Genomic DNA, 23,662 nt, shown 5'->3' on the forward strand with positions numbered 1-23,662 from the left:
AGTTGGGTTAAATACTATTTCACCTTAGTTTAACCAAGAGTTAAACGAATAACAAAGGCTTATCATTCGTTTAACTGCATTAGATTTTATATATTTTAGCTATGTAAACTGATCAATCAATTTTTGCTTACCTTTGTTTGATACTTTTTTTATGTCTTCAACTAATAAGTAATTTACTGGCACTAAAATTAACGTAATAAAGGTTGCAAATATTATCCCAAAACCTAATGAAACCGCCATAGGTATTAAGAATTGGGCTTGTGTAGCTTTTTCAAACAGTAAAGGCATTAAACCAATAAAAGTAGTTAACGATGTTAGCATTACTGGACGAAAGCGAGATTGAGCCGCAATTAATACTGCGTCATAAGCTTTAATGCCAGAACGAACTTTTGCGTTTATAAAATCAACTAAGACTAAACTGTCGTTTACTACAACGCCAATAAGCGCCATTAAACCTAGTATACTCATTATGGTTAAATCCATACCCATGATCCAATGCCCTATGATTGCACCAATGGCCCCAAACGGGATAACCGACATAACGATGATCGGCTGTACATAAGATTTAAAAGGTATCGCCAATAAACAGTAAATAATAAAGAATACAAAGACTAAGCCCCAAGCTAAACTACTAAAAGAGTCGGCTTGCTCACGCGCTTCACCTTCTAAACTATAAGAAACCCCAGGGTATTTGCTCATTAACTCGGTTAAAAATTGATTAAGATCAGCATTTAACGTGGTCATATTAGTGGCATTTTTATCAACATCAGCGGTTACATTAATCGTACGGTATCGGTCTATACGAGTAATAGCAGACGCACTCTTACCGGGCTTTAATGTGGCAACATGTGATAAAGGTACTTTGCCACCACTTGGAGTATTTATCAGCATATCGTTTAGTTTGGATATAGATTGTCGCTCTGACAATGGAAAACGCAACATAACGCGTAAATCATCACGGCCACGTTGAATACGCTGAACTTGTGAGCCAAAGTAAGCATCTCTGACTTGTCTGGTAACCCAAGTGTTATTCATACCCATGGCATATCCCTGCGCAGTTAATTGTATTTGCAGCTCTTCTTTACCATTGGATAAACTATCAGCTATTTCAAAAGCGGTAGGGTAAGTTCGAATACGGTTTTTAACTTCATCAGAGACCAGTTTCAATGTTTTCAAATCTGTTGCGGAGAGCTGAACATCAATGGGATCGCCCCCCCTACCTAATTCTGCTCTGAACGTAACACTTTCAGCGCCCGGTAATGGGCCAATTAATTCTCGCCATTCTTTAACTAATTGTGCAGTACCAATGCCGGTGGTATTTTTATCAGCAGCTAATATTTCAAAACGCACACGACCTTTTTCTTCACTGGTGATAGCTAAGGTATTTAAAATCAAGCTTTGGCCTTGTTCATCACGATATTTATCTTGCAGTAATTTCGCAGAATTAGACATTTTTTCAACATATGAATCTACTACATCAAAACTCGTACCCACAGGCATAGTGACACTACCAAGCGCTGTTTCACTAGCAATACGTGGGAAGAATACAAAGCGAGTCCAGCCACTAGTAATAAAGGCTACAATTAGAATAAGAACACCAAAAAACAATGCCACTGTAGTTAAACGATTACGAATAGACAATGCCAACAATGGTTTATAGTATTTAAGGATCGCATTTTCAAAGCCATCAGCAAAGCCTTGTTGCCAAACACTAAATTTAGATTGTTTGGTACTTTCACTGCGCAAACGTAGCGACTTTAAATGTGAAGGTAGTACAAACTTAGACTCTATTAAACTAAACAATAAAACCGGGATAACAATAACCGGAATTTGTGCAAATAAAGCGCCTCGCTGCCCTTCAATAAAAGCTAACGGCAAAAAGGCTGCTACTGTGGTCAAAATACCAAAAGTTACTGGGGTTGCAACTTCTTGTGTTCCTTTAATGGCGGCCTCTAAACCGCTAGATGCCGTTTGGGTATGCCGATAAATATTTTCGCCGGTTACAATGGCATCATCAACAACTATACCCAACACCAAAATAAAACCAAATAAACTCATGATATTAATAGAAATATCGAAGAATGGCATAACGATAAATGCGCCCATAAAACTCACCGGTATACCAATTGACACCCAAAAAGCTATCGAAGGACGTAAAAATAATGTCAGTAGAATTAAAACAAGAAAGCCACCTTGTAACGCATTGGTAATTAATGTGTTAAGTCGACTTTTTACAATTTCAGAATCATCATCCCAATAACTAAGCACAAAGCCTTGAGGTAAGGTATCTTGACGGTCATCGATATATTCTTTAACCGCATCAGCAACGTCAATTGCGCTTTGATTACCAATTCTATACACGTCTATTAACGCACCTTGCTGACCGTTAAAACGGGCGCGCAGTGGCGTTTCTTCAAAACCGTCATTTACTGTTGCTATATCTTGTAATAAAAGAAACGTACCATCGGTATTAGTTTTTATTACAATTTTTTCAAACTCGTCACGACGATAGGCTTGACCAATATTACGTACTAGTACATCCCCCCCATCGGTACGCACATTACCTGCTGAAATATCCACAGAGCTATTACTAATGGCTGTTGATATTTCACTTAGGGTTAATTGATACTGTTCTAATTTACTTTGATTAATATCGATACTAATTTCATAATCACGAACAGCATCTAACGCTACTTGCGTTACCTGAGGTAATTTCAGTAAATCATCACGCACTTGCTCGGCAAATTCACGTATCTCTTTTTCACCGTAATCAGAAGCAATAGTAACTGAAATCACATTACGAATACGTTGCGCGATTGCGGTAACGGGCTTTTCTGCGTCAACGGGAAAGGTATTTATCGCATCTACACGGCTTTTAATATCAGCCAGTAAATCTCGAACATCGATACTCGAGTCTGCTTCAATTCGAACCGAAGCGCCACCTTCAACAGAGGTACTAATGATTTTTTCTATACCTTCAAGATCTTGAACCGCTTCTTCAATGCGTATGGCTACGCCTTGCTCTGCATCTTCTGGTGTAGAGCCCTGTAAAGTAACAGAAACATTCACTATTTCAGATTCAAAAGACGGAAAAACTTCTAATGGAATACTACTTTTTATTGAGAAAATACCGGTCAATAAAATGGTGATCATCAATAAATTAGCCGCAACATGATTTTTAGCAAACCAATCGATCATGACTTAGCTCCTTTATCATCAAACGCTTGCTTTTCACCCTGTTTAGATCCTCCATTTTTTTCAGGTCTTTTCTCACGCCTTTTGTCAGCGTTAGCTTTTTCTCTGGTTTTTTTAGCTGCTTTTACCGGCTTACCATCGATACTATTTATACTCACTATTGTGCCTGAAGTAACTTGACCTAAAGGGGTTAACACTAACAATTCATCAACTTCTAAACCCGACTTAATAACCGCAACGTCTTCACTTTGCCAAGCGATCGAAATGTTTTTACGTTTGAGTATATTATCATCAACAACATAAACGTAGCTGCCTTGATAAATCGCTTTATTTGGAATACTCAGTGCATTTTCAATAGTTTTACCCTTAATTTTTGCGCTCACATACTGGCCAATTTTTAAAGGTAAGCCATTGCCTTCATTTTCTCCGTACGGATCGTCAATTTGTGCTACAACAAATAATTGTTGCGACTCTTCATCAAACGCTCCTTCTGTTCGCACAACTTTACCTTGCCAACTTTGACGGGTGGCTAAATCTGAGAATATTGTCACGTCTGGTTGTTCTTGGACTGCAGCATTTTCAAAACGATTGCTTTCAGGCAATATCATATACGCTAGGTCTTTATTTTTTAACGGCAAACGTATTTCAACATAATCAACGGCATAAATTTCAGCAAGTTGTGTACCTATACTCACCACTTGTCCTACATCAACAGATTTGCTTAATACTCGGCCTGTATAGGGTGCAATAATATTACTACGCTCAACCGCTAATTCAGCTTTAGATAAACTGGCTTCGGCTGAAAATACTGAGGCTTGCGCCGCCATTAATTGCGGCTTACGAAGCACTAAATCAGGTGCTTTTTTGTTATTACCTAAGCGCTGCCAATCTTGCTCTGCCTGCTCTACTCGAGCTTGCTCTTCGCTAAAACTCTGTTGTGCACTAAATAAATTTGCTTGGGCAATTTTAACTTCAGCGAGTAAATCTCTTTGATCCAATTGCAGTAAAATATCGCCTTCTTCGAAAAACCCGCCCGCTCTAAATTTAGGATTAATACTGATAATTTGTCCTGACACTTGCGGTAATAACACACTCTGAGTACGCGGTTTTATCGTGCCATAACTATCGATCCCAATAGCAAGATCGTTTCGTATTAATTTTGCAACTTCGACACTGATCTGTGGTGCTGCACTGGGCTGACCTCGCTTTGCTGAAGGTGGATTACTCGTTACTATATACGCAGCGAATAAGAGCGATAATAAAACAATGATTGGCAGTAGTTTTCTTAATTTTAACGACATTATTTTTCCATGCTTGTGCGGTTAGTTAACGATGTGGGTAATGAGTTACCGCTAGTTTTTGGGCTATCAATTCTTTGGTTATCATTTTTTGGGTTATTAGCTATCTGGTTGTTCTGTACTTCGTTATTGCTCAATTTATTCGTGGTATCAAGGTAATCACCACCTAACGCCAGATATATTTCAATTCTATTTTGCAGTAATTGATTAGTTAACTGTATAACGGTGGTTTGTGCGTCAAACGAACGACGTTGAGACTCTAATACTGTGGTATAGGTTACTAAGCCACGCAAATATTGATCAAATGAAAGCTTTTCTGCCGCGATGGCATTTTCTTGCGCTTTTAAATAAAAACTATATTGTTGATTAAGGGATTCTCTTTCGCTTACGCTATTTTCAACATCAGCAAACGCTTGATAAACTTGCTGTAAATATTGTTTTTCTTTTTGCACAACAGACAATTTTGCTTGTGCTTCTAGTGACTCTAATCGACCTGAATTAAATAACGGACTGGTTATCCCACCAATTAAAGACCAAGCTAATGCTCCGCCATCAAGTAAATTAGTGAGTTCATTGGCACTATCACTTAGCCCTGCATTTAAATTAAAACTAGGAAAACGTTGTTTATGTGCTACAGCTAACCCAGCATCTAACGCTAACAATTCTAACCACCCTGCTTGAATGTCTGCTCTTCTGGTGAGTAGTTGTGCAGGTAAACCTAGGTTGATTTCTTCACTAATAACAGGAAGGCTTTGTTCACTTACTCTATTTGCTAGCGGATAATCACCCATGAGCAACTCAAGTGCTCTACTTTTAATGTTTAAGGTTTGCTGTTGATCTGCCACACGCGCTAATTCTTGATTAACGGTATTTTTAGTTAGGTAAACATCTAACGCATCATTCAAACCCAATTGATAAGATGATTGAATCATTGATAAATTGCGTTGTAAGTTATCTGCTCGTTCTTGATATAAGTTAAGCAGCTGTTGTGCCTGTGTTAAATCAAACCAAGCTTTAGTGATATCAGCGACTAACGTGAGTTCACTGTGCCGATAATTAGATATTGCTGCGGCATAATTTAGTCGGTCTTGATTTTGTTGGTCAGACAGCTTTCCCCATAGGTCAAGCTCGTAAGTTAAATCAACACTGAAATCAGCGCTGGTTTGATAACTAGTAGTATTACTTGTTACTTGTTTGCGTCTTGAATTTGCTAAAGATAAAGAAAGTTCAGGTAGATCAGTTGACGAGCTTATGTTTATTCTTTCTTTTGCAAGTGCCACACTCACTTTTTCAGCATTCAGTGTGTAGTTACTTTGTAACGCGTAACTTATTAATTCTTCTAAACCCCTGTCATTAAAGCTTTTTATCCAGCCATCATTTACTTGGATTACTTCATTCGTTATTACATCAGATTGCCATTTAATAGGTATGTTTTTATCAACTAGAGCCTCTGGTTTTGAATGAGATAGTCCACTTGGGCTGCTGCAAGCGCCAACGAGTAGCGCTAAGCTAATAGCTAAGCAACACTTAGAATTTAGCTTGTTTTTTGGCGAACTAAGTTGCCTCGAACTCTGAGAAAACCCCAGCTCTACCAACTCTGTTGCTTTGTTAAAACGAACGTTCAAAATCCTTCCTCATAGTAACAATTACATTTTTAAACTATTGATTTAACAATATAGTATGACTGAGTAAAGTTACACACAATATTCTTTACACTGCTTTACATAACCTGAACTCTGGATAAGCAGCACTTGCTCAATGCTCCCTTTTAAGCCATTTTCTGCGTTAAAACGTCGATAAATAGCGCGCTATTCATAAACGTTTTGCCTTAAAAATGGCATAAAATGAAGCATTGATGATGTCTATTCGTGATGTTCACCTGGCTAGAGCATTTACTTTATCAACTAAGCTTTTGATTCAGTTGAGTATCAAGCACTCATTATCCAGAGTTCAGGTTACATAAGTTTTTGAACAATAAGACGAGTGGTTTATTTCATACGCTAAACAACGTTTTTAAAGTAAGAAGACGAAAAGCTTTAAATGAATATTTTGTTTTTCCGCTGTTTATTATTTTACTGCTATTAAAAATTTGCTTTTCTAGTAAAGCTATAGTTCAGATGACATAAAAGCGCCAATCAATGGTTAATTGATTGGCGCTTTTATGTCTTTTAAAACGACAAAACTCAGTAAAAACAATTAAAGTGTTTTAATTATTTACTCAGTTTAAAGTTTATTTATTAGCTCTGCGGTCTGTAACGGCTTGATCTAACTCAGCAAGTAAGGTTTCTGTATCTTGCCAGCCTATACAAGCATCGGTAATACTTTGTCCATAAGTACCTTTTTCACCTTCCGCTAAATCTTGGCGGCCTTCCACTAAATGACTTTCTACCATAACACCAAAAATGTCATCATTACCGCTACGCATTTGAGCACAGACATCTTTACACACCAGCATTTGGTTTTCGAATTTCTTACTGCTATTGGCATGACTAAAATCAATCATTATATTGGTATTTAAACCTGATTTTTCTAGCTGCTGAGTAACTGATTTAACACTCTCTGCATCAAAATTAGTTTTTCGGCCGCCACGTAAAATGATATGACAATCTTCATTACCTGTAGTTTCAACTATCGCTGAATGACCATACTTAGTCACTGAAAGAAAATGATGCGGAGCACTTGCAGCACCAATAGCGTCAATAGCAACTTTAATCGTGCCATCAGTACCATTTTTAAAACCTACTGGGCATGATAAGCCTGAAGCGAGTTCACGATGAACTTGGCTCTCGGTTGTACGCGCACCTATAGCGCCCCAACACATAAAGTCGGCCATGTACTGCGGAGTGATCATATCTAAGAATTCACCTGCGGTAGGTAAACCCAAATTATTTAAATCAAGTAACAATTTACGGCCAATGCGCAAACCATCATTTAGTTTAAAACTATTATCCATGTAAGGGTCGTTAATAAGCCCTTTCCATCCAACGGTTGTTCTGGGCTTTTCAAAATAAACACGCATGACAATTTCTAACGAGTTTTTATATTTTTCGCGAAGCTTTACTAAACGTTCGCCATACTCCAAAGCCGCTTTTGGATCATGTATCGAACATGGACCAATAACGACAAGTAAACGATCATCTTTGTTATTAAAAATGTTACTGATGGCTTGTCTACCAGTAAAAACCGACTTGGTTGCCTGCTCTGAAGAAGGGTATCGCTCAAGTAATGCGATAGGAGGTAAAAGTTCTTTAATATTATTAATACGAACGTCGTCGGTTTGCTCAAACATATTGCTTCTCTTTATACTAAAATTTTGTTTATTATTTACGTCTAGACACCTAGATGATTATTCCAAATTTAACTTATCAGTGTTCTTACACTAATAGCAACCTAAAATACGAAAAAAGCGGTATAATAAAAATATTCGACTTTAGCGGATAATAATTAGCTTTATTTTATTAGATGCTTGTCGTATTTTTTATCAAACAAATATATAGGTTGCACAGTATTATGAACCACTCTCACCTGCCGTTAATTGATTTACATCGTCATTTAGACGGAAACATTCGCCCTAAAACCATATGGGCATTAGCACAACAGCACAACATAGCTTTACCTGAAAATAACTTCGAAGCATTCATTCCTCATGTACAAGTTCAAGGTAGTGAAAGCGATTTATTAGCTTTTCTAAGTAAACTTGATTGGGGTGTCGCTGTACTCAAAACTTTAGATGACTGTAAGCGTATTGCCTATGAAAACGTCGAAGATGCATACAACGCCGGTATTAATTATGCCGAATTACGTTTCTCACCTTATTATATGGCAATGAATAATAATTTAGTTATTGCTGATGTTGTTGCGGCTGTAATAGACGGTGTTAATGCAGCTTGCAAAGTATATGATGTTAAAATTAACCTCATTGGTATTTTAAGTCGTACTTTTGGTGTTGATAAATGCCAAGCAGAGTTAGATGGCCTTCTCGCTCATAAACAACATTTGGTTGCGATTGATTTAGCGGGAGATGAGTATAATTTTCCTGGTGAAATGTTTGTTGAACACTTCAAACAAGTCAATAAAGCACAATTACAAGCCACCATACATGCGGGTGAAGCAGCCGGGCCAGAGAGTATATGGCAAGCCATTAACCAATTAAACGCTAAACGCATTGGTCATGGTGTTGCTTGTTATCAAGATGAAAAGCTGATGGATTATATGCTCGAGCATAATATTGCTATAGAGTCATGCCTTACTTCTAACTTTCAAACCGGTACGATTAAAGACTTAAGCCAACATCCAATTAAAGAATTTTTAGCACGTGGACTTTTGGTATGTCTAAATACCGATGATCCGGGTGTGCAAGGCATTGAACTTAAAAACGAATTTAAAATAGCACGTGAGACTTTAGGCTTTTCAGATAAAGATATACAACAACTACAAGAAAACGCCTTAAAGGCAAGTTTTTTATCAGATAGCGACAAAGCGCTTTTAAAACAAAAAGCAGCAAATAAACAGTAATCCGTGTTGTTGAAATTGTTAATGATAGGTTAAAATAACTGATTAACAATCAACTAGGAGAACACGTGTTCGAAGTTATAATTGCGATAATCACAGGTATATTTGTTGGATTAATATTTTCATTATTGAAATTACCCATACCTGCTCCGCCAGTTTTATCTGGCATTGCTGGTATTTTCGGCATTTATTTAGGTGGCATCGGTTATCACTGGATTATTGAACGCTTTTTCAGTTAGAATCCTATTTTAAACATTTAAAAGACATATCAGTAAAACATCCTTGATAGCAGCTGAATTACAAATTACCAGCAAAGGCTAGAAACTTACTGTGATTGAACACCACTAACAAAGGTTAACACTCATGGCAACAGCACATATTGAAGCAAACAATGGCGATTTCGCAAAAACGGTACTTATGCCGGGCGATCCACTTCGCGCAAAATACATAGCAGACAATTTTCTTGACGACGTAAAGTGTGTAACACGCGTACGTAATATGTTTGGTTACACAGGTACCTATAAAGGCAAACCTGTTTCTGTGATGGGCTCAGGAATGGGTATTCCATCAATCTCAATTTATGCAACTGAATTATACAAAGACTACGGCGTTGAAAGTATTATACGTATAGGCTCTTGTGGCGCAGTACGTGATGATATAAAAGTACGCGATATTATCGTAGGTATGGCAGCAAGCACAGACTCAAATGTAAATCGCTCACGTATGAATGGTTGTGACTTCGCTGTTACAGCTGATTTCGATTTATTACATAATGTTGTAAAAACAGCTGAAAAAACCGGTAAAAAAATCCGTGTAGGTAACATATTTACCTCTGATTTATTTTACACTCCTCAACCTGAAATGTTTGCATTAATGGAAAAATATGGCATTTTAGCGGTTGAAATGGAAGCAGCAGGATTATACGGTGTTGCTGCAGAATACGGTAAAAAAGCATTAACTGTATTAACTGTAAGTGACCATATTAAAACCGGTGAACAAACGACGGCAGACGAACGTGAAACTACGTTTAAAGGTATGATGGAATTAACATTAGATAGCCTGCTTTAACTTGATAGCTAATTTTAATAGTAGAAAGCCAGTCGAATGACTGGCTTTTTTAATTTTGATGGCTTCACTTCACACAACTTCACTTAAGATTGACTGAGCCTATACAAATCTATTTATTAAAGTAACATTGATTAATTCAAGTCATTAAATTTATATGGTCTTTTGTTCACGCTTAGGTCATGAAAAAGCATCGAAGCGCTTTATCACCCTACCATAAGAAAGTTGAGAAGCCATCGGTATTACAACTTAATTCTTCCTTTATTGAGTTGTAAAGTATGCTCCCCCACGCCTTTTACATTCAGTAAATCATCAACAGAATTAAACTGGCCATTTGATTCACGGTACGCGACGATAGCTTTTGCTCGTTTTTCACCTACACCTTTCAATAAGGCTAAAGTTTCAATATCTGCAAGGTTAATATCTACCACTTGTATTTCTGTAACGGCAGCAACGTCTGGAACGTCATTAAAACCTGCTGCTTGTAGTGGCATTGACAGTACTGTAAATAAAACGATAAGAGCGTAATAGATGTGACTTTTCATGTTACTTTCCTTCTAAATAGAGTTAATTTCCTTATAAGTGAACCATTATAGATAATAATTCACTTCATTAGGTTTAGAAGTCTTGTTTAGATTTGTCAAATAGAAGTCAAATTAATTGACTTTTTTGTTAGCTTTAGCTTATTGATTGGTTAATTTCTTGTAAAACGCTATGTGGGCTTTCAGATTTGGTGATCGGGCGACCAATAACAAGATAATCAACGCCAACATCTAACGCTTGACGAGGAGTCATAATACGTTTTTGATCGTCTGCATTGCTGCCCTCAGGACGTATACCTGGTGTTACAAGTTTAAAGTCTTTCCCTAGTAAGCTTTTTAATGTTTCTGCTTCCATTGCAGAGCAAACCACACCATCTAAACCAGCCTTTTTAGTTAATGTGGCTAAGTGTTGTACATGTTCAGCTGGAGATTTAGTGATACCAATACCAGCCAGATCTTCTTCTCCCATACTGGTAAGCACTGTAACAGCGATTAATAAAGGTGCTTTGTCACCATAAGGTATTAGCGCCTCTTTCGCCTTTACCATCATTTTAAGACCACCTGACGCATGAACATTGACCATCCAAACACCTAATTCAGCAGTAGCAGCGACAGCTTTAGCCACTGTATTGGGAATATCATGAAATTTTAGATCAAGAAAAACATCAAAACCACGATCGACAAGTGCTTTAACAAAGTCTGGGCCAAAATGTGTGAACATTTCTTTACCTACTTTTAAACGACAGTCGCTCGGTTGAATTTTATCTACAAAAGATAATGCCTTTTCTTTGTTATCAAAATCTAAGGCTACGACAACTTTTGCATCTCTCATGCAACTCTCCTCAATAATAAATATTTTAATAATACAACGAACTTTGCGCTAAAAAGCCTGTATAAGCAGGCTTTATATATTTTACAAAACAGCCACGTAGTTTACTTATTCGCCATCTAACCCACGAATAGGTTTTAATTGTTCCCAATCATGACACGAAGGACATGACCAATAATGCGTACTTGAATTAAAACCACAAGTTCTACAACTATAGCGATGTTTAACATTTAAATAGGCGGTAACTAACTCACGAATAACTTCAAGGTTATCCGCTGTATTTTCAGATTGATTACCATCCATTTGCATTTTAACAAAGTGCTTGAAGCCACGAATAGTTGGTCTACGTTTCAAGGCTGTTAGAATAAAAGTTTTTGCGTGACTACCACCTTTAGCTTGCTCAATGTGTGATAAATACATGATCAGCGCACTAGTACTGCCAGTTTCTTCGTAAACTTTTCGAATAAATTTAAAAAACTCTTTTTCAGCATTAAGTGCCTGATAACAGAGAAACATTTTCTCAATCACATCAGGAAAAAATTCTTTGTCTTGCTCATAAATGGCTTTATAGCATTGGCATGCTTCATTGTATTGTTGGTGATTTTCATATATTTGTGCCATCAACCAATTTGCACGAGAAGAATTAGGATCATGACTCAAGGCATTATCTAGAAGTTCTATAACTTCAATAAACTCGTCTTTCTCAAGAGCGGAGGTTGCAAGTTCACAATAAAAGTTTGCTAAGGTATGTAAAAGTTTAGTGTCACGGGTTTTAGCAATCGCCTTTTTGAGCGCAATACCCTGCTTCCAATCTTTAGTCGATTGGTAAATCTGCATTAATGAGGTTAATGACTTTAAACCGTATATTTTTGACTTTAATAATTTGTGGAACATGTCTTCAGCGCGATCGTAAAGACCAGCACTGAGAAAATCTTTTGCAAGCTCAAATACAGCTTGTTGTTTGGCACTGTTAGGTAAGTGTTTCTGGCGTACTAAATGCTCATGTACTTTCAGCGCTCTATCAAGCTCTCCACGACGCCTGAATAAATTTGCCATAGCAAAATGTGCTTCTACAGTATCATCTTCAACTTTTAAAGCTTCAAGAAGGTAATCAATAGCTTTATCTTGTTGATTTGAAAATAAATAATTTAAACCTGTAGAATATTTAATAGAAAGCTCTTGCTGTGCGGAATGATTGTTTTGTTTGACGCTATTGCGCCCCATAAACCAACCATAGCCCATAGCAACAGGTAGTAATAAGAATAATAACCCTAGCATATTAAGACTTCTTTCCTGTTAACGCTTGCTCTTTCTTAGCCGGTTTTACCATGCTAAGAAGTTTCCAAAACAATACAAACAGTAAGCCTAATAAGAAGCCGATTGCAGTAAATAATCCTACAGCACTCGCCACAGAAATTTGCGTTTGTGCAATCAAATAATTCAAAGTAAACATTTGATCATTTTGACTACCAAAAATAAAAGCGATAGCAAGTAAAATTAGAAAAAGTATAACGGTAATATAAAGTCGCATAACAGTTCGTCCAAAACAACACAAAAAAAAGGCATGCTGATAGCATGCCGTTTATTCATTAATTCTGCAATTACGCTATTGAAAGATTAACTCTTTCACGCAATTCTTTACCAGGTTTAAAGTGCGGAACATATTTACCGTCAAGCTCTACTGACTCGCCAGTTTTTGGGTTCCGTCCCACGCGAGGAGCACGATAATGCAACGAAAAACTGCCAAAACCTCTAATTTCAATACGCTCACCTTTTGATAAAGTGTGCGCCATCATTTCAAGAATTTCTTTAATAGCTTCTTCAACATCTTTCGCAGCTAAATGATTTAATTTATCTGCTAATCTTTCAATGAGTTCTGATTTGGTCATTTGACCTCCAGTGTTCACTATAGCTTCGCGCCATCGGGGTTAAACATTAAGAAGAACTGCTTAAATGCAGTTCTTCACTTGGTATAGCTAGGAATTAAAGCTTAGCGTTTTTAAACGCTTCTGCCATTGCACTAAGACCAGAATCTTCTTCTGGAGCTTGGTTCAATGTATCCATTGCTTCACGCTCGTCTGCTTGATCTTTAGCTTTGATTGATAAGCTGATTGTGCGGTTCTTACGATCAACACCAACAAACTTAGTTTCAACGCTGTCATCAACAGATAATTCAGTAGTCGCATCTTCGATACGCTCACGTGAAATATCAGCAACACGTAAGTAACCTTCAACACCTTCGGCTAATTCAATTTTAGCGCCTTTAGCATCTACTTCAATTACCTTACCTGTAACAATAGCACCTTTTTTGTTATCTGCAAGGTATTGATTAAACGGATCATCTTCAGTTTGTTTAACACCTAAAGAAATACGCTCACGCTCAGGGTCAACTTGAAGTACTACAGCTGAGATTTCATCACCTTTCTTGTATTCACGAACAGCTTCTTCACCGCCAGCCCATGAAATGTCAGATAAGTGAACTAAACCGTCAATACCACCGTCAAGACCAATGAAGATACCAAAGTCAGTGATTGACTTGATCTTACCTGATACTTTATCACCTTTGTTGAAGTTCTTAGCAAACTCTTCCCAAGGGTTCGGGATACATTGCTTAAGACCAAGAGAAATACGACGACGTTCTTCGTCAATTTCTAATACCATAACTTCAACTGTGTCACCTAAGTTAACAACTTTAGATGGGTGAATGTTTTTGTTAGTCCAATCCATTTCAGAAACGTGAACTAAACCTTCAACGCCTTCTTGGATCTCAACGAAACAACCGTAATCAGTTAAGTTAGTTACGCGACCTGTAAGCTTAGCACCTTCAGGGTAACGTTTAGCGATAGCAACCCATGGATCTTCGCCTAACTGCTTCATACCTAAAGAAACACGAGTACGTTCACGATCGAATTTCAATACTTTAACTTGGATTTCATCACCAACATTTACGATTTCACTTGGGTGCTTAACACGTTTCCAAGCCATATCTGTGATGTGAAGTAGGCCGTCAATGCCGCCTAAGTCTACGAATGCACCGTAGTCAGTAAGGTTCTTAACGATACCTTTAACTTCAATACCTTCAGCAAGAGAAGCAAGAAGCTCATCACGTTCAACACTGCTTTCTGATTCGATAACAGCACGACGTGAAACAACAACGTTATTACGCTTTTGATCAAGCTTAATAACTTTAAATTCTAAGTCTTTACCTTCAAGGTGAGTAGTGTCACGAATTGGACGAACATCTACTAATGAACCCGGTAAGAAAGCGCGAATGTTGCTAACTTCAACCGTGAAACCACCTTTAACTTTACCGTTGATAACACCGATAATAGTTTCTTTTTCTTCGTATGCTTTTTCAAGCACTTGCCATGCTTCGTGACGTTTTGCGTCATCACGAGAAAGAATAGTTTCACCGAAACCATCATCTGTAGCTTTAAGCGATACATCAACTTCATCACCAACAGATACTTCAACTTCACCTGTAAGGCTTTTGAATTGATCGATTGAGATAACAGATTCAGATTTTAAGCCAGCGTCAACTAAAACGTTGTCTTTAGTGATAGCAACTACAGTCCCTTTAATGATTGAACCAGGGCGTGTTTCGATTGTTTTTAAACTTTCTTCAAAAAGTTGTGCAAAATTTTCAGTCATAACTTGTATATAAACTCAGTTATTAATCCAGTCAACGTCATTGTTTCATGGGGTAATTAAATAATTGCCCAGTGCATCCGTACAGTAGGCATAAGGTTAATTTTCAGCTTACATTAATTTTTCATTACTAAATGAAAGGATTTTACCAACCACTTCTTCAATAGAAAGTTCAGTAGAATCAATAATTAATGCACCTTCTGCAGGGACAAGCGGCGCAACCTTGCGGTTTTGATCTCGCTCATCTCTTAGACGTATGTCATCCAAAAGGCGCCCGATTTTAACATCAAAGCCCTTGCCTTTCAACTGATTAAATCTTCTTTGTGCTCTTTCTTCTGCACTGGCTGTTAAAAAAACTTTAACTGGTGCATCAGCAAATACAACGGTGCCCATGTCACGACCATCTGCAACTAAGCCTGGTGTAACTTTAAAAGCACGTTGGCGTCTTAGTAATGCTTCTCTAACACGAGGAAATGCTGCTACTTTAGAGGCCAATGCGCCAATTTCTTCGGTACGTATGGCATTTGAAACATCTTCGCCCTCTAAAATAACACTACCTTCACCGGCAGCAGATATTTGAAACTGAACATCAAGGTGCGCAGCAACAGGCAATAAAGATGCTTCATCTTCAACACTAATATTATGGTGTTGAGCGGCAACCGCTAATACGCGGTAAATTGCGCCACTATCTAATAAGTGCCAACCTAACTGTTCGGCAACAATACGGGCAACTGTTCCTTTACCGGCACCACTGGGTCCATCTATAGTGATGACTGGAATGCTTTCCTGCATTTATTTATCTCCTAAAGTCGAAAATCGGCGGCATTATACGGGATTTACAATTCAAAATCGCGTAATAAATTATTCTGTAACACTTTTTAAGATGAAACAGTCGATAACTTCTCGAAATAATCAGGAAATGTTTTAGCTGTACATTTAGGATCATTAATCGTTACAGGCGTATCACTTAAGGCCACAAGTGAAAAACACATAGCAACTCGATGATCATTATAAGTATCAATATCAGCATGTTTTAAAGCAGTTGGTGGTGTGATAGAAATAAAGTCTTCGCCTTCTACTACTTCAGCACCAACCTTTCTTAGTTCGGTTGCCATGGCGCTTAAACGATCAGTTTCTTTCACTCGCCAATTATAGATATTTCGAATAGTTGTTGTGCCGCTGGCAAAAAGAGCTGTGGTAGCTATAGTCATGGCTGCATCAGGAATGTGGTTCATGTCCATATCTACAGCCGTAAGCGGCTTACCAATCACAGTAATAGATTCATCATTCCAAATAACTTCTGCGCCCATTTTTTCCAGCACATCAGCAAAGTGTTTATCACCTTGGACACTTAATTTGCCCACGCCGTGTACGGTAATTTCGCCACCTTTTATAGCACCTGCAGCTAAAAAATATGATGCAGATGATGCATCACCTTCTACCATGTATTTATCAACAGCTTGATAAGATTGTTTGCCTTTTACTGTAAATGATTGATATTCATTATTTTGTACCGTGACGCCAAATCTCGACATAATATCGAGCGTAATATCAATATAAGGTTTTGAGACTAACTCACCTTCTATAACAATATTTGTATCGGTATTAAGTAAAGGCGCTACCATCAAAATTGCTGTTAGAAATTGACTTGAAATAGAGCCATCAATACTAACAGTACTGCCAGATAGCGCTTTACCATTAATTTTTACCGGCGGGTAATCTTTGTTTTCTAGGTATTCGATATCAGCATTAAGCTGCGCTAATGCATCGACTAAGTGACCAATAGGTCTTTCCTTCATTCTTGGTTCACCCGTTAATACAAACTCACCTTGGCTTGCAGCAAGTGCGGCACATAACGGTCGCATTGCAGTACCTGCATTACCAAGATATAGCTCTAACGATTCACTTGTCTTAAAAAAGCCATTATTGCCAATAACAGTACACTCAGTACCACAATCACTTAAGGTATATTGAATACCTAAAGTTTTTAAGGCGCCTAACATGTAATTAATATCGTCACTCACTAACAAATTAGTGATTTTTGTTTCACCCTTAGCAAGCGCTGCTATTAATAAAGCACGATTCGATAGGCTCTTTGAGCCAGGTAAAAACACTTCACCATTTATTTTATTAATTGGTTGTAGAGTTAGTTGCTCCATATTATTTAGCCTCTGCTGCAAATTTTTTCATAAAATTAATTAACGCTTCTACACCTTCAATTGGCATTGCGTTATATATACTGGCTCGCATTCCGCCAACCATACGATGACCTTTTAATGCTGTTAATCCTTCAGCCTCAGCTTGTTTTACAAAGTCTGCTGATAAACTGTCGTCAGTTAACCAAAATGGAACATTCATCAAGCTTCTATTCTCTGAAACTATTGAATTTGTATAAAAGCTACTTTGATCAATATACTGATATAAAAGCTGTGCTTTTTGTTGATTAATATCAGCAATAGCGCTAACGCCCCCCTTTTCTTGTAACCATTCAAAAACCAAACCTGCTAAATACCATGCATAAGTAGGTGGTGTGTTATACATAGAGCCATTTTCTGCTAAAACCTGATAATTCATTATCGAAGGAGTATCTATATGTGCATTACCCAGTAAATCTTCTCTAACAATAACGATAGTTAAACCCGATGGGCCGATATTTTTTTGAGCACCGGCATAAATCAAACCAAATTTACTGACATCAAATTCGCGAGACAAAATAGTAGAAGACATATCGGCAATTAGTGGGATCTCCCCGGTATCTGGAATATCAAAGATTTCGATTCCATCTACAGTCTCATTAGGGCAGTAATGAACATAAGCTGCATTAGCGCTTAATGCCCAATCATTACTAGGTTTTACACGTTGTTCGCCATTAACATTATCGATAGCGTTGATAACGTTAATATTGCCATAATGACATGCCTCTTCTGCTGCGGCTTTTGACCAAGCACCTGTTACAATGTAGTCAGCATTTTTAGTCTCACCTAAAAGGTTTAATGCTACTGCTGAAAATTGACCACGACCACCGCCGTGACAAAACAACACTTTATAATTATCGGGAACTGCCATTAAAGATCGTAAGTTGGCTTCAGCATTTTCGGCTACAGCAATAAACTCTTTGCTACGATGACTCAACTCCATTACTGAGCTGCCTGTATCGGCAAAATTTAAAAATTCACTTTGCGCCTTTTTCATCACATCAACAGGTAACATTGCAGGACCTGCGCAAAAATTGTAAACACTAGACATCTAAAACTTCACCTTTCGTTAATTTAATTTATCACCCGATAATGATATAAAATGAGTTAACACTCTCTAAAATAGTTAACGCCATCATTTGAACATTATGTCTTTATTGAAAACAGTTAGTTGAATACCAAATTGATTAATGAAGAGCTCTATTCTGTCATAAGTAATATGAATAATTACAGGGTATAAAATCTAGTTAGGCGTATATATTCTTATGAATTCTATAACCGTGTAGTTATTCATTTTAATCGTTAAATATGATCTGCTAATTTATCAAGGTAGTTTAACTGTTTCATTTGATTTTTAAGGACTCTAGCATACCTATTTAATCGTTATCATCAATTCAAAAATCAACTTTGATATAACTTTTATCTCAAATTTTGCTCATAAAAAAAGGCGGTATAAACCGCCTTTCTTACTTTAATAACGGTTACTCTGCAGTATCGTCATCATTGAGCTTAGAATCTTCACCTTTACTCTCATCAGATTCAGGTGTTTCAACTTGTTCACCTGCTTCTATTTGAGTGGTTGTTGGCTCACCATTCTCATCTACTTCAAAGGTCTCAACTTCTTCAATTTCATCGATACGTTGTAAGGCAACTACATGCTCGCCTTCAATGGTACGGATAATACGAACACCTTGAGTATTACGACCAATAACGCTGACTTCGCCTACACGAGTACGAACTAACGTACCGTTATCAGTGATCAACATTATTTCGTCTTGTTCTTCAACTTGTACTGCACCAACCACTGGACCATTACGTTCACTCACTTTAATTGAAACAACACCTTTAGTCGCTCGACTTTTCGCAGGGTATTCTTCCAATGCCGTACGCTTACCGTAGCCATTTTCAGTAATAGTTAATATCGGACCATCATTTTTCGGAACAATTAGAGACACAACCTTTTGATCGCCCTCTAACTTAATACCGCGAACACCAGTGCCGGTACGACCAATAGGTTTTAACGCCCATAATTGCTCGCCTGTTTCAGGATCAACTTTTATCTCACCCGTTTCACTGTCACGTTTCTTCTCGTTGAAACGTACCACTTTACCAGCGTCTGAGAACAACATAATGTCGTTATCGCCATCGGTAATATCAACACCAATAAGAGTGTCGTCGTCACGGAGGTTTAACGCAATAATACCGTTAGCTCGTTGGTTTTTGTATGCCGTTAATGCTGTTTTCTTAACTGTACCAGAAGCAGTCGCCATAATAATGAACTTGTCTTCTTCGTATTCACGTACCGGTAAAATTGCCGTAATACGCTCACCATCTTCAAGTGGTAAAATATTAACAATTGGACGTCCACGTGCTGTTCTGCTTGCTAGTGGCAATTGGAACACTTTTAACCAGTAAAGTTTACCGCGATCTGAGAAACATAAAATAGTATCGTGGGTATTAGCGATTAATAAACGTTCGATGAAATCTTCTTCTTTCATCTTAGTTGCCGCTTTACCTTTACCACCACGTCGTTGTGCTTGGTAATCACTTAATATTTGATATTTAACATAACCTTCATGAGAAAGTGTTACGACCACATCTTCTTCTGTGATCAAATCTTCCATCGATAAATCGTGTGAAGCGTTGGTAATTTCAGTGCGACGTTCATCACCAAATTCATCACGAATGACTTCAAGTTCTTCACGGATAACTTCCATCAAGCGAGAAGGCGTTGCTAAAATATGAAGTAATTCAGCAATAACTTCTAATAATGCTTTATATTCACTTAAGATTTTTTCGTGTTCTAGACCCGTTAATTTATGTAAACGTAAATCTAGAATAGCTTGTGCTTGTGGAGGCGTTAAAAAATATTGACCATCACGAATACCAAAATCATCTTCAACCCACTCAGGACGAGCAGCGTCATCACCAGCAGCAGCTAGCATGTCAGACACAAGGCCTAAGTCCCAACCTTGAGCTAACAATTGTTCTTTAGCTTCACTCGGTGTTGGTGAGTTTTTAATTAAGGCAATAATCGGATCAATATTTGAAAGCGCAATCGACAAGCCTTCAAGTAAATGTGCACGTTCACGAGCTTTACGTAATTCAAATATCGTTCTACGTGTTACGACTTCACGACGATGCAAAATAAAGGCGTCTAGCATTTCACGTAGGTTGAATAGTTTAGGTTGACCATTAGTCAGTGCCACCATATTCAAACCAAACGATACTTGCATTTGGGTAAGCTTATATAAGTTATTTAAAATAACTTCGCCTACTTCACCACGTTTTACTTCGATAACCATACGCATACCGTCTTTATCAGACTCATCACGTAAGGCAGAAATACCTTCTAAACGCTTCTCTTTTACCAAGTCAGCCATTTTTTCAATTAAGCGGGCTTTGTTAACTTGGTATGGTAATTCGTGAACTACAATGGTTTCTTTGCCCGACTTCTCGTCAACTTCGATTTCTGCACGAGCACGAATTTTGATTTTACCACGACCGGTCAGGTAAGCTTCTTGAATACCCGCACGTCCACTGATAATACCCGCGGTTGGAAAGTCTGGTCCTGGAATAAACTCTAAAAGCTCTTCAAAGCTAATATCGCTATTATCTATTACTGCCAAACACCCATTAATAACTTCAGTTAAGTTATGCGGTGGAATGTTAGTAGCCATACCTACGGCGATACCTGAAGTACCATTAACTAGTAAGTTAGGAATTCGAGTTGGCATAACCGCTGGTATCATTTCCGTGCCATCATAGTTGGCAACGTAATCAACCGTTTCTTTATCTAAGTCGGCTAAAATAGAGTGGGCAATTTTCGCCATTCTAATTTCGGTATAACGCATTGCCGCTGCTGAATCACCATCAACAGAACCAAAGTTACCTTGGCCATCTACTAACATGTAGCGCAATGAAAATGGTTGCGCCATACGAACAATTGTATCGTAAACAGCCGTATCACCATGCGGGTGATACTTACCAATTACATCACCAACAACACGTGCTGATTTTTTGTACGGCTTGTTAAAGTCGTTGCCTAATACGTTCATCGCAAAAAGTACGCGACGATGCACTGGTTTTAATCCATCACGCACATCTGGTAGTGCACGACCTACGATAACGCTCATTGCGTAATCTAAATAGGAGCTTTTTAGCTCATCCTCAATATTGACAGGAGCAATATTATTCGCCAAATCGGTCATAAATTGATGGTATCCCTTAACGTAAATCTAATTCAGAAAATTTCGAAATTATTATTTTTAATTAACACGGCATACTAGCATAAATATTTGTCATGCCATACCGCTTTATTTTGCTTAATTCTGCCGTTAAAAAGCTAAAGTTTCAAGTAAATGCTAGATATAAAGCATTTAGGCAATACCGATATGATTTAAAAGATATTTTTTAAGTTATTTTTATATGCTGTTTTGCTTAAAATTGCTGTTTGTATGCATTTTAATCACATGTCGATTTAAACAGCAAATCTCGCTCTAACCATCTTATTAATGCCAGTATTGTGCAACTCGTCTTATGCAGAACAAATACCGTTGGCTGAACGAATATAAGATGGGCTTTATTTACAGTGAATAACCTTTGCCACTAGGCTTGTCGTAATTATTGGTTTAGAATCTTAATCATTAATAGACCAACAACGATAAATATTTATGTCTAACACGTTTAATGTTAATCCTGATGAAATTGCCAAATTTGAACAAGTTGCCAGTCAATGGTGGGAACTAGATGGTGATTTTAAACCTTTACATCAAATCAACCCGCTACGCCGACAATTTATTTGTCAGCATGTTGGCGATATATTTTCTAAAAAAATTATTGATGTTGGCTGTGGCGGCGGTATTTTAGCCGAGAGCCTAGCGCAGCTTGGCGCTGAAGTGACAGGTATTGATATGGGGCAAGAGCCACTAAATGTCGCTAAACTACACGCATTAGAAACAGGTGTAAGCGTTGATTACCAAAAAATTACCGCTGAAGAAAAAGCGCAGCAACAACCAGAACAATATGATGTAGTAACTTGCATGGAAATGCTTGAACATGTGCCAGACCCAGCTTCTATTATAAAGGCCTGTGCACAAATGGTTAAACCCGGCGGCTTTGTTTTTTTCTCGACCTTAAATAAATCGTTAAAGGCTTATTTGCTCGCAATTGTTGCTGCTGAGAAAATTTTAAAGTTAGTGCCTGATGGTACGCATGATCATAAAAGCTTTATCCGCCCTTCTACATTAATCGGTTGGGCTGAATCGTTTGATTTAAAATGTATAGATGCTGCTGGCATTCATTACAACCCATTAACTGAAAACCATAAATTAACCTCATCACTAGATGTTAATTATATTTTGTGTTGCCAGCGTCTTTAACTTATATAAGACACGCAATCATCGCGTTGTTTAATGTTTATATTAAACCTTTAAAAACAACGCGCCTTCCCTTTTAAACTTACCTTTAACGTAGAGCTGCATTAATGCCTTCAACAAACAATAAAAAACAAAACTTAGCAAGCGTACTATTTGATCTCGATGGCACCTTATTAGATACCGCTGATGATTTAGGCGCAGCTTTAAATTTTGTTTTAGCACAACACAATAAACCGCAAGTGGCGGCAAAAGATTATCGACCTGTTGCCTCAGACGGCGCCTTAGGCTTATTATCTCTTGGTTTTGGCGATGCTATTAAAGAGTTTAATTATGAAACATTGCGTAAACAGTTTTTAGATTATTACCAAGAAAACATCGCCGTACATACTTGCCTTTATCCTGGTGTAGCTGAATTACTGCTGCATTTAGAGACTAATAAAATACCTTGGGGTATTGTAACCAACAAACCTGAAGGGTTAACCAAAACGTTACTTCCTCACTATGCTGAATTTACACAATGTGCGGTTATGGTAGCTGGTGACACATTACCTCTGCGAAAACCTGATCCTGAGCCACTTTTATATGCTTGTAAAAAAATAGGTGTAGATCATCAACAATGTTTTTATGTTGGCGATGCACTTCGAGACATTCAAGCCGGAAATAGCGCACAAATGGCTACCTTTGTTGCTAAATGGGGCTACATTGCAAGTAGTGAAGATTGTAAAACATGGCAAGGTGATCACATTATCGCAAAGCCAACTGATTTAATTGCCTTTATCACACAATAAAATGCAGAAGAACAAACCAATTTAACGCGAGTCTTAATATATTTTATGGCTAGATTTTTATTGGTTTCTTCGGTTTATTTTAGCTTGATTAAATGCCATAGTTTAATGCAATAACTTATATACCATTGGCTAATTATTTTACTCTTCCTAAGTCGCTCAATTATCTAATACCTCTGAGCTAAGCACTACATTCCTAGTTTGATGATGTTTTT

At 37.6% G+C, this 23,662-nt stretch carries 19 protein-coding genes; 5 read left to right on the plus strand and 14 right to left on the minus strand.

Going from position 1 to position 23,662, the window contains the following annotated elements; translation table 11 throughout:
• Positions 1-99 precede the first annotated feature (99 nt).
• The 4 genes from B6A32_RS10405 to aroG form a co-directional block, all read right to left on the minus strand.
• On the minus strand, positions 100-3,198 hold the full coding sequence (locus B6A32_RS10405) for an efflux RND transporter permease subunit (RefSeq protein WP_085303666.1): 3,099 nt from the start codon (positions 3,196-3,198) through the stop codon (positions 100-102).
• Positions 3,195-4,496, minus strand: a complete 1,302-nt coding sequence (locus B6A32_RS10410; RefSeq protein ID WP_085303668.1) for an efflux RND transporter periplasmic adaptor subunit — start codon at positions 4,494-4,496, stop codon at positions 3,195-3,197. The genes B6A32_RS10405 and B6A32_RS10410 overlap by 4 nt, the downstream gene beginning before the upstream one ends.
• Entirely contained in the window at positions 4,496-6,118 is a 1,623-nt protein-coding gene (locus B6A32_RS10415; protein ID WP_158088475.1) for an efflux transporter outer membrane subunit, read from the minus strand. Before B6A32_RS10415 ends, B6A32_RS10410 begins: the two co-directional genes overlap by 1 nt.
• A gap of 605 nt (positions 6,119-6,723) precedes the next feature.
• Complete coding sequence (aroG, locus tag B6A32_RS10420) at positions 6,724-7,782, minus strand: 3-deoxy-7-phosphoheptulonate synthase AroG (protein ID WP_085303672.1); 1,059 nt, start codon at positions 7,780-7,782, stop codon at positions 6,724-6,726.
• Positions 7,783-8,003: 221 nt separating this feature from the next.
• Here aroG and add point away from each other — a divergent pair, with 221 nt between their 5' ends.
• From add to deoD, 3 genes are all read left to right on the plus strand, one after another.
• Positions 8,004-9,008, plus strand: coding sequence for an adenosine deaminase (add, locus tag B6A32_RS10425; protein WP_085303675.1), 1,005 nt, complete (start codon positions 8,004-8,006; stop codon positions 9,006-9,008).
• A 65-nt stretch (positions 9,009-9,073) separates the two neighbouring features.
• Positions 9,074-9,244: a XapX domain-containing protein gene (locus B6A32_RS10430; protein WP_085303677.1), complete on the plus strand. Its 171-nt coding sequence runs from the start codon at positions 9,074-9,076 to the stop codon at positions 9,242-9,244.
• Positions 9,245-9,368: 124 nt separating this feature from the next.
• Positions 9,369-10,073 (plus strand): purine-nucleoside phosphorylase, encoded by a 705-nt coding sequence (gene deoD, locus B6A32_RS10435; RefSeq protein ID WP_085303680.1) that lies wholly within the window; start codon positions 9,369-9,371, stop codon positions 10,071-10,073.
• 239 nt (positions 10,074-10,312) lie between these two features.
• Here the strand turns inward: deoD and B6A32_RS10440 are convergent, their stop codons facing one another.
• The 10 genes from B6A32_RS10440 to gyrA all read right to left on the minus strand — a co-directional run bounded on the left by B6A32_RS10440 (position 10,313) and on the right by gyrA (position 21,495).
• Positions 10,313-10,615, minus strand: coding sequence for a ComEA family DNA-binding protein (locus B6A32_RS10440; RefSeq protein ID WP_085303682.1), 303 nt, complete (start codon positions 10,613-10,615; stop codon positions 10,313-10,315).
• A gap of 133 nt (positions 10,616-10,748) precedes the next feature.
• Positions 10,749-11,444: an orotidine-5'-phosphate decarboxylase gene (gene pyrF, locus B6A32_RS10445; RefSeq protein WP_085303684.1), complete on the minus strand. Its 696-nt coding sequence runs from the start codon at positions 11,442-11,444 to the stop codon at positions 10,749-10,751.
• Positions 11,445-11,549: 105 nt separating this feature from the next.
• Positions 11,550-12,719, minus strand: a complete 1,170-nt coding sequence (gene lapB, locus B6A32_RS10450) for a lipopolysaccharide assembly protein LapB (RefSeq protein WP_085303686.1) — start codon at positions 12,717-12,719, stop codon at positions 11,550-11,552.
• A 1-nt stretch (position 12,720) separates the two neighbouring features.
• The gene (locus B6A32_RS10455; protein ID WP_085303688.1) at positions 12,721-12,972 is read right to left on the minus strand and encodes a lipopolysaccharide assembly protein LapA domain-containing protein; all 252 of its coding nucleotides are present in this window, start codon (positions 12,970-12,972) and stop codon (positions 12,721-12,723) included.
• Between the two features lie 70 nt (positions 12,973-13,042).
• Positions 13,043-13,330 (minus strand): integration host factor subunit beta, encoded by a 288-nt coding sequence (ihfB, locus tag B6A32_RS10460; protein WP_085303690.1) that lies wholly within the window; start codon positions 13,328-13,330, stop codon positions 13,043-13,045.
• Between the two features lie 94 nt (positions 13,331-13,424).
• Positions 13,425-15,092 carry a 30S ribosomal protein S1 gene (gene rpsA, locus B6A32_RS10465; RefSeq protein ID WP_085303692.1) on the minus strand — a complete coding sequence of 556 codons (1,668 nt, stop codon included), beginning with the start codon at positions 15,090-15,092 and terminating at the stop codon, positions 13,425-13,427.
• Between the two features lie 108 nt (positions 15,093-15,200).
• Positions 15,201-15,881 carry a (d)CMP kinase gene (cmk, locus tag B6A32_RS10470; RefSeq protein ID WP_085303694.1) on the minus strand — a complete coding sequence of 227 codons (681 nt, stop codon included), beginning with the start codon at positions 15,879-15,881 and terminating at the stop codon, positions 15,201-15,203.
• Between the two features lie 86 nt (positions 15,882-15,967).
• Positions 15,968-17,248: a 3-phosphoshikimate 1-carboxyvinyltransferase gene (aroA, locus tag B6A32_RS10475; protein WP_085303697.1), complete on the minus strand. Its 1,281-nt coding sequence runs from the start codon at positions 17,246-17,248 to the stop codon at positions 15,968-15,970.
• A 1-nt stretch (position 17,249) separates the two neighbouring features.
• On the minus strand, positions 17,250-18,335 hold the full coding sequence (gene serC / locus B6A32_RS10480; protein ID WP_085303699.1) for a 3-phosphoserine/phosphohydroxythreonine transaminase: 1,086 nt from the start codon (positions 18,333-18,335) through the stop codon (positions 17,250-17,252).
• Between the two features lie 430 nt (positions 18,336-18,765).
• Positions 18,766-21,495 carry a DNA topoisomerase (ATP-hydrolyzing) subunit A gene (gene gyrA, locus B6A32_RS10485; protein ID WP_085303701.1) on the minus strand — a complete coding sequence of 910 codons (2,730 nt, stop codon included), beginning with the start codon at positions 21,493-21,495 and terminating at the stop codon, positions 18,766-18,768.
• A gap of 462 nt (positions 21,496-21,957) precedes the next feature.
• On the opposite strand from gyrA, the gene ubiG reads away from it, so the two are divergent.
• Both ubiG and B6A32_RS10495 read left to right on the plus strand, forming a co-directional pair.
• On the plus strand, positions 21,958-22,665 hold the full coding sequence (ubiG, locus tag B6A32_RS10490) for a bifunctional 2-polyprenyl-6-hydroxyphenol methylase/3-demethylubiquinol 3-O-methyltransferase UbiG (protein ID WP_085303703.1): 708 nt from the start codon (positions 21,958-21,960) through the stop codon (positions 22,663-22,665).
• A gap of 104 nt (positions 22,666-22,769) precedes the next feature.
• Complete coding sequence (locus tag B6A32_RS10495) at positions 22,770-23,450, plus strand: HAD family hydrolase (protein WP_085303705.1); 681 nt, start codon at positions 22,770-22,772, stop codon at positions 23,448-23,450.
• Positions 23,451-23,662: the final 212 nt, after the last annotated feature.

This window comes from Colwellia polaris, from assembly GCF_002104515.1.
Lineage (GTDB): Bacteria > Pseudomonadota > Gammaproteobacteria > Enterobacterales > Alteromonadaceae > Cognaticolwellia > Cognaticolwellia polaris.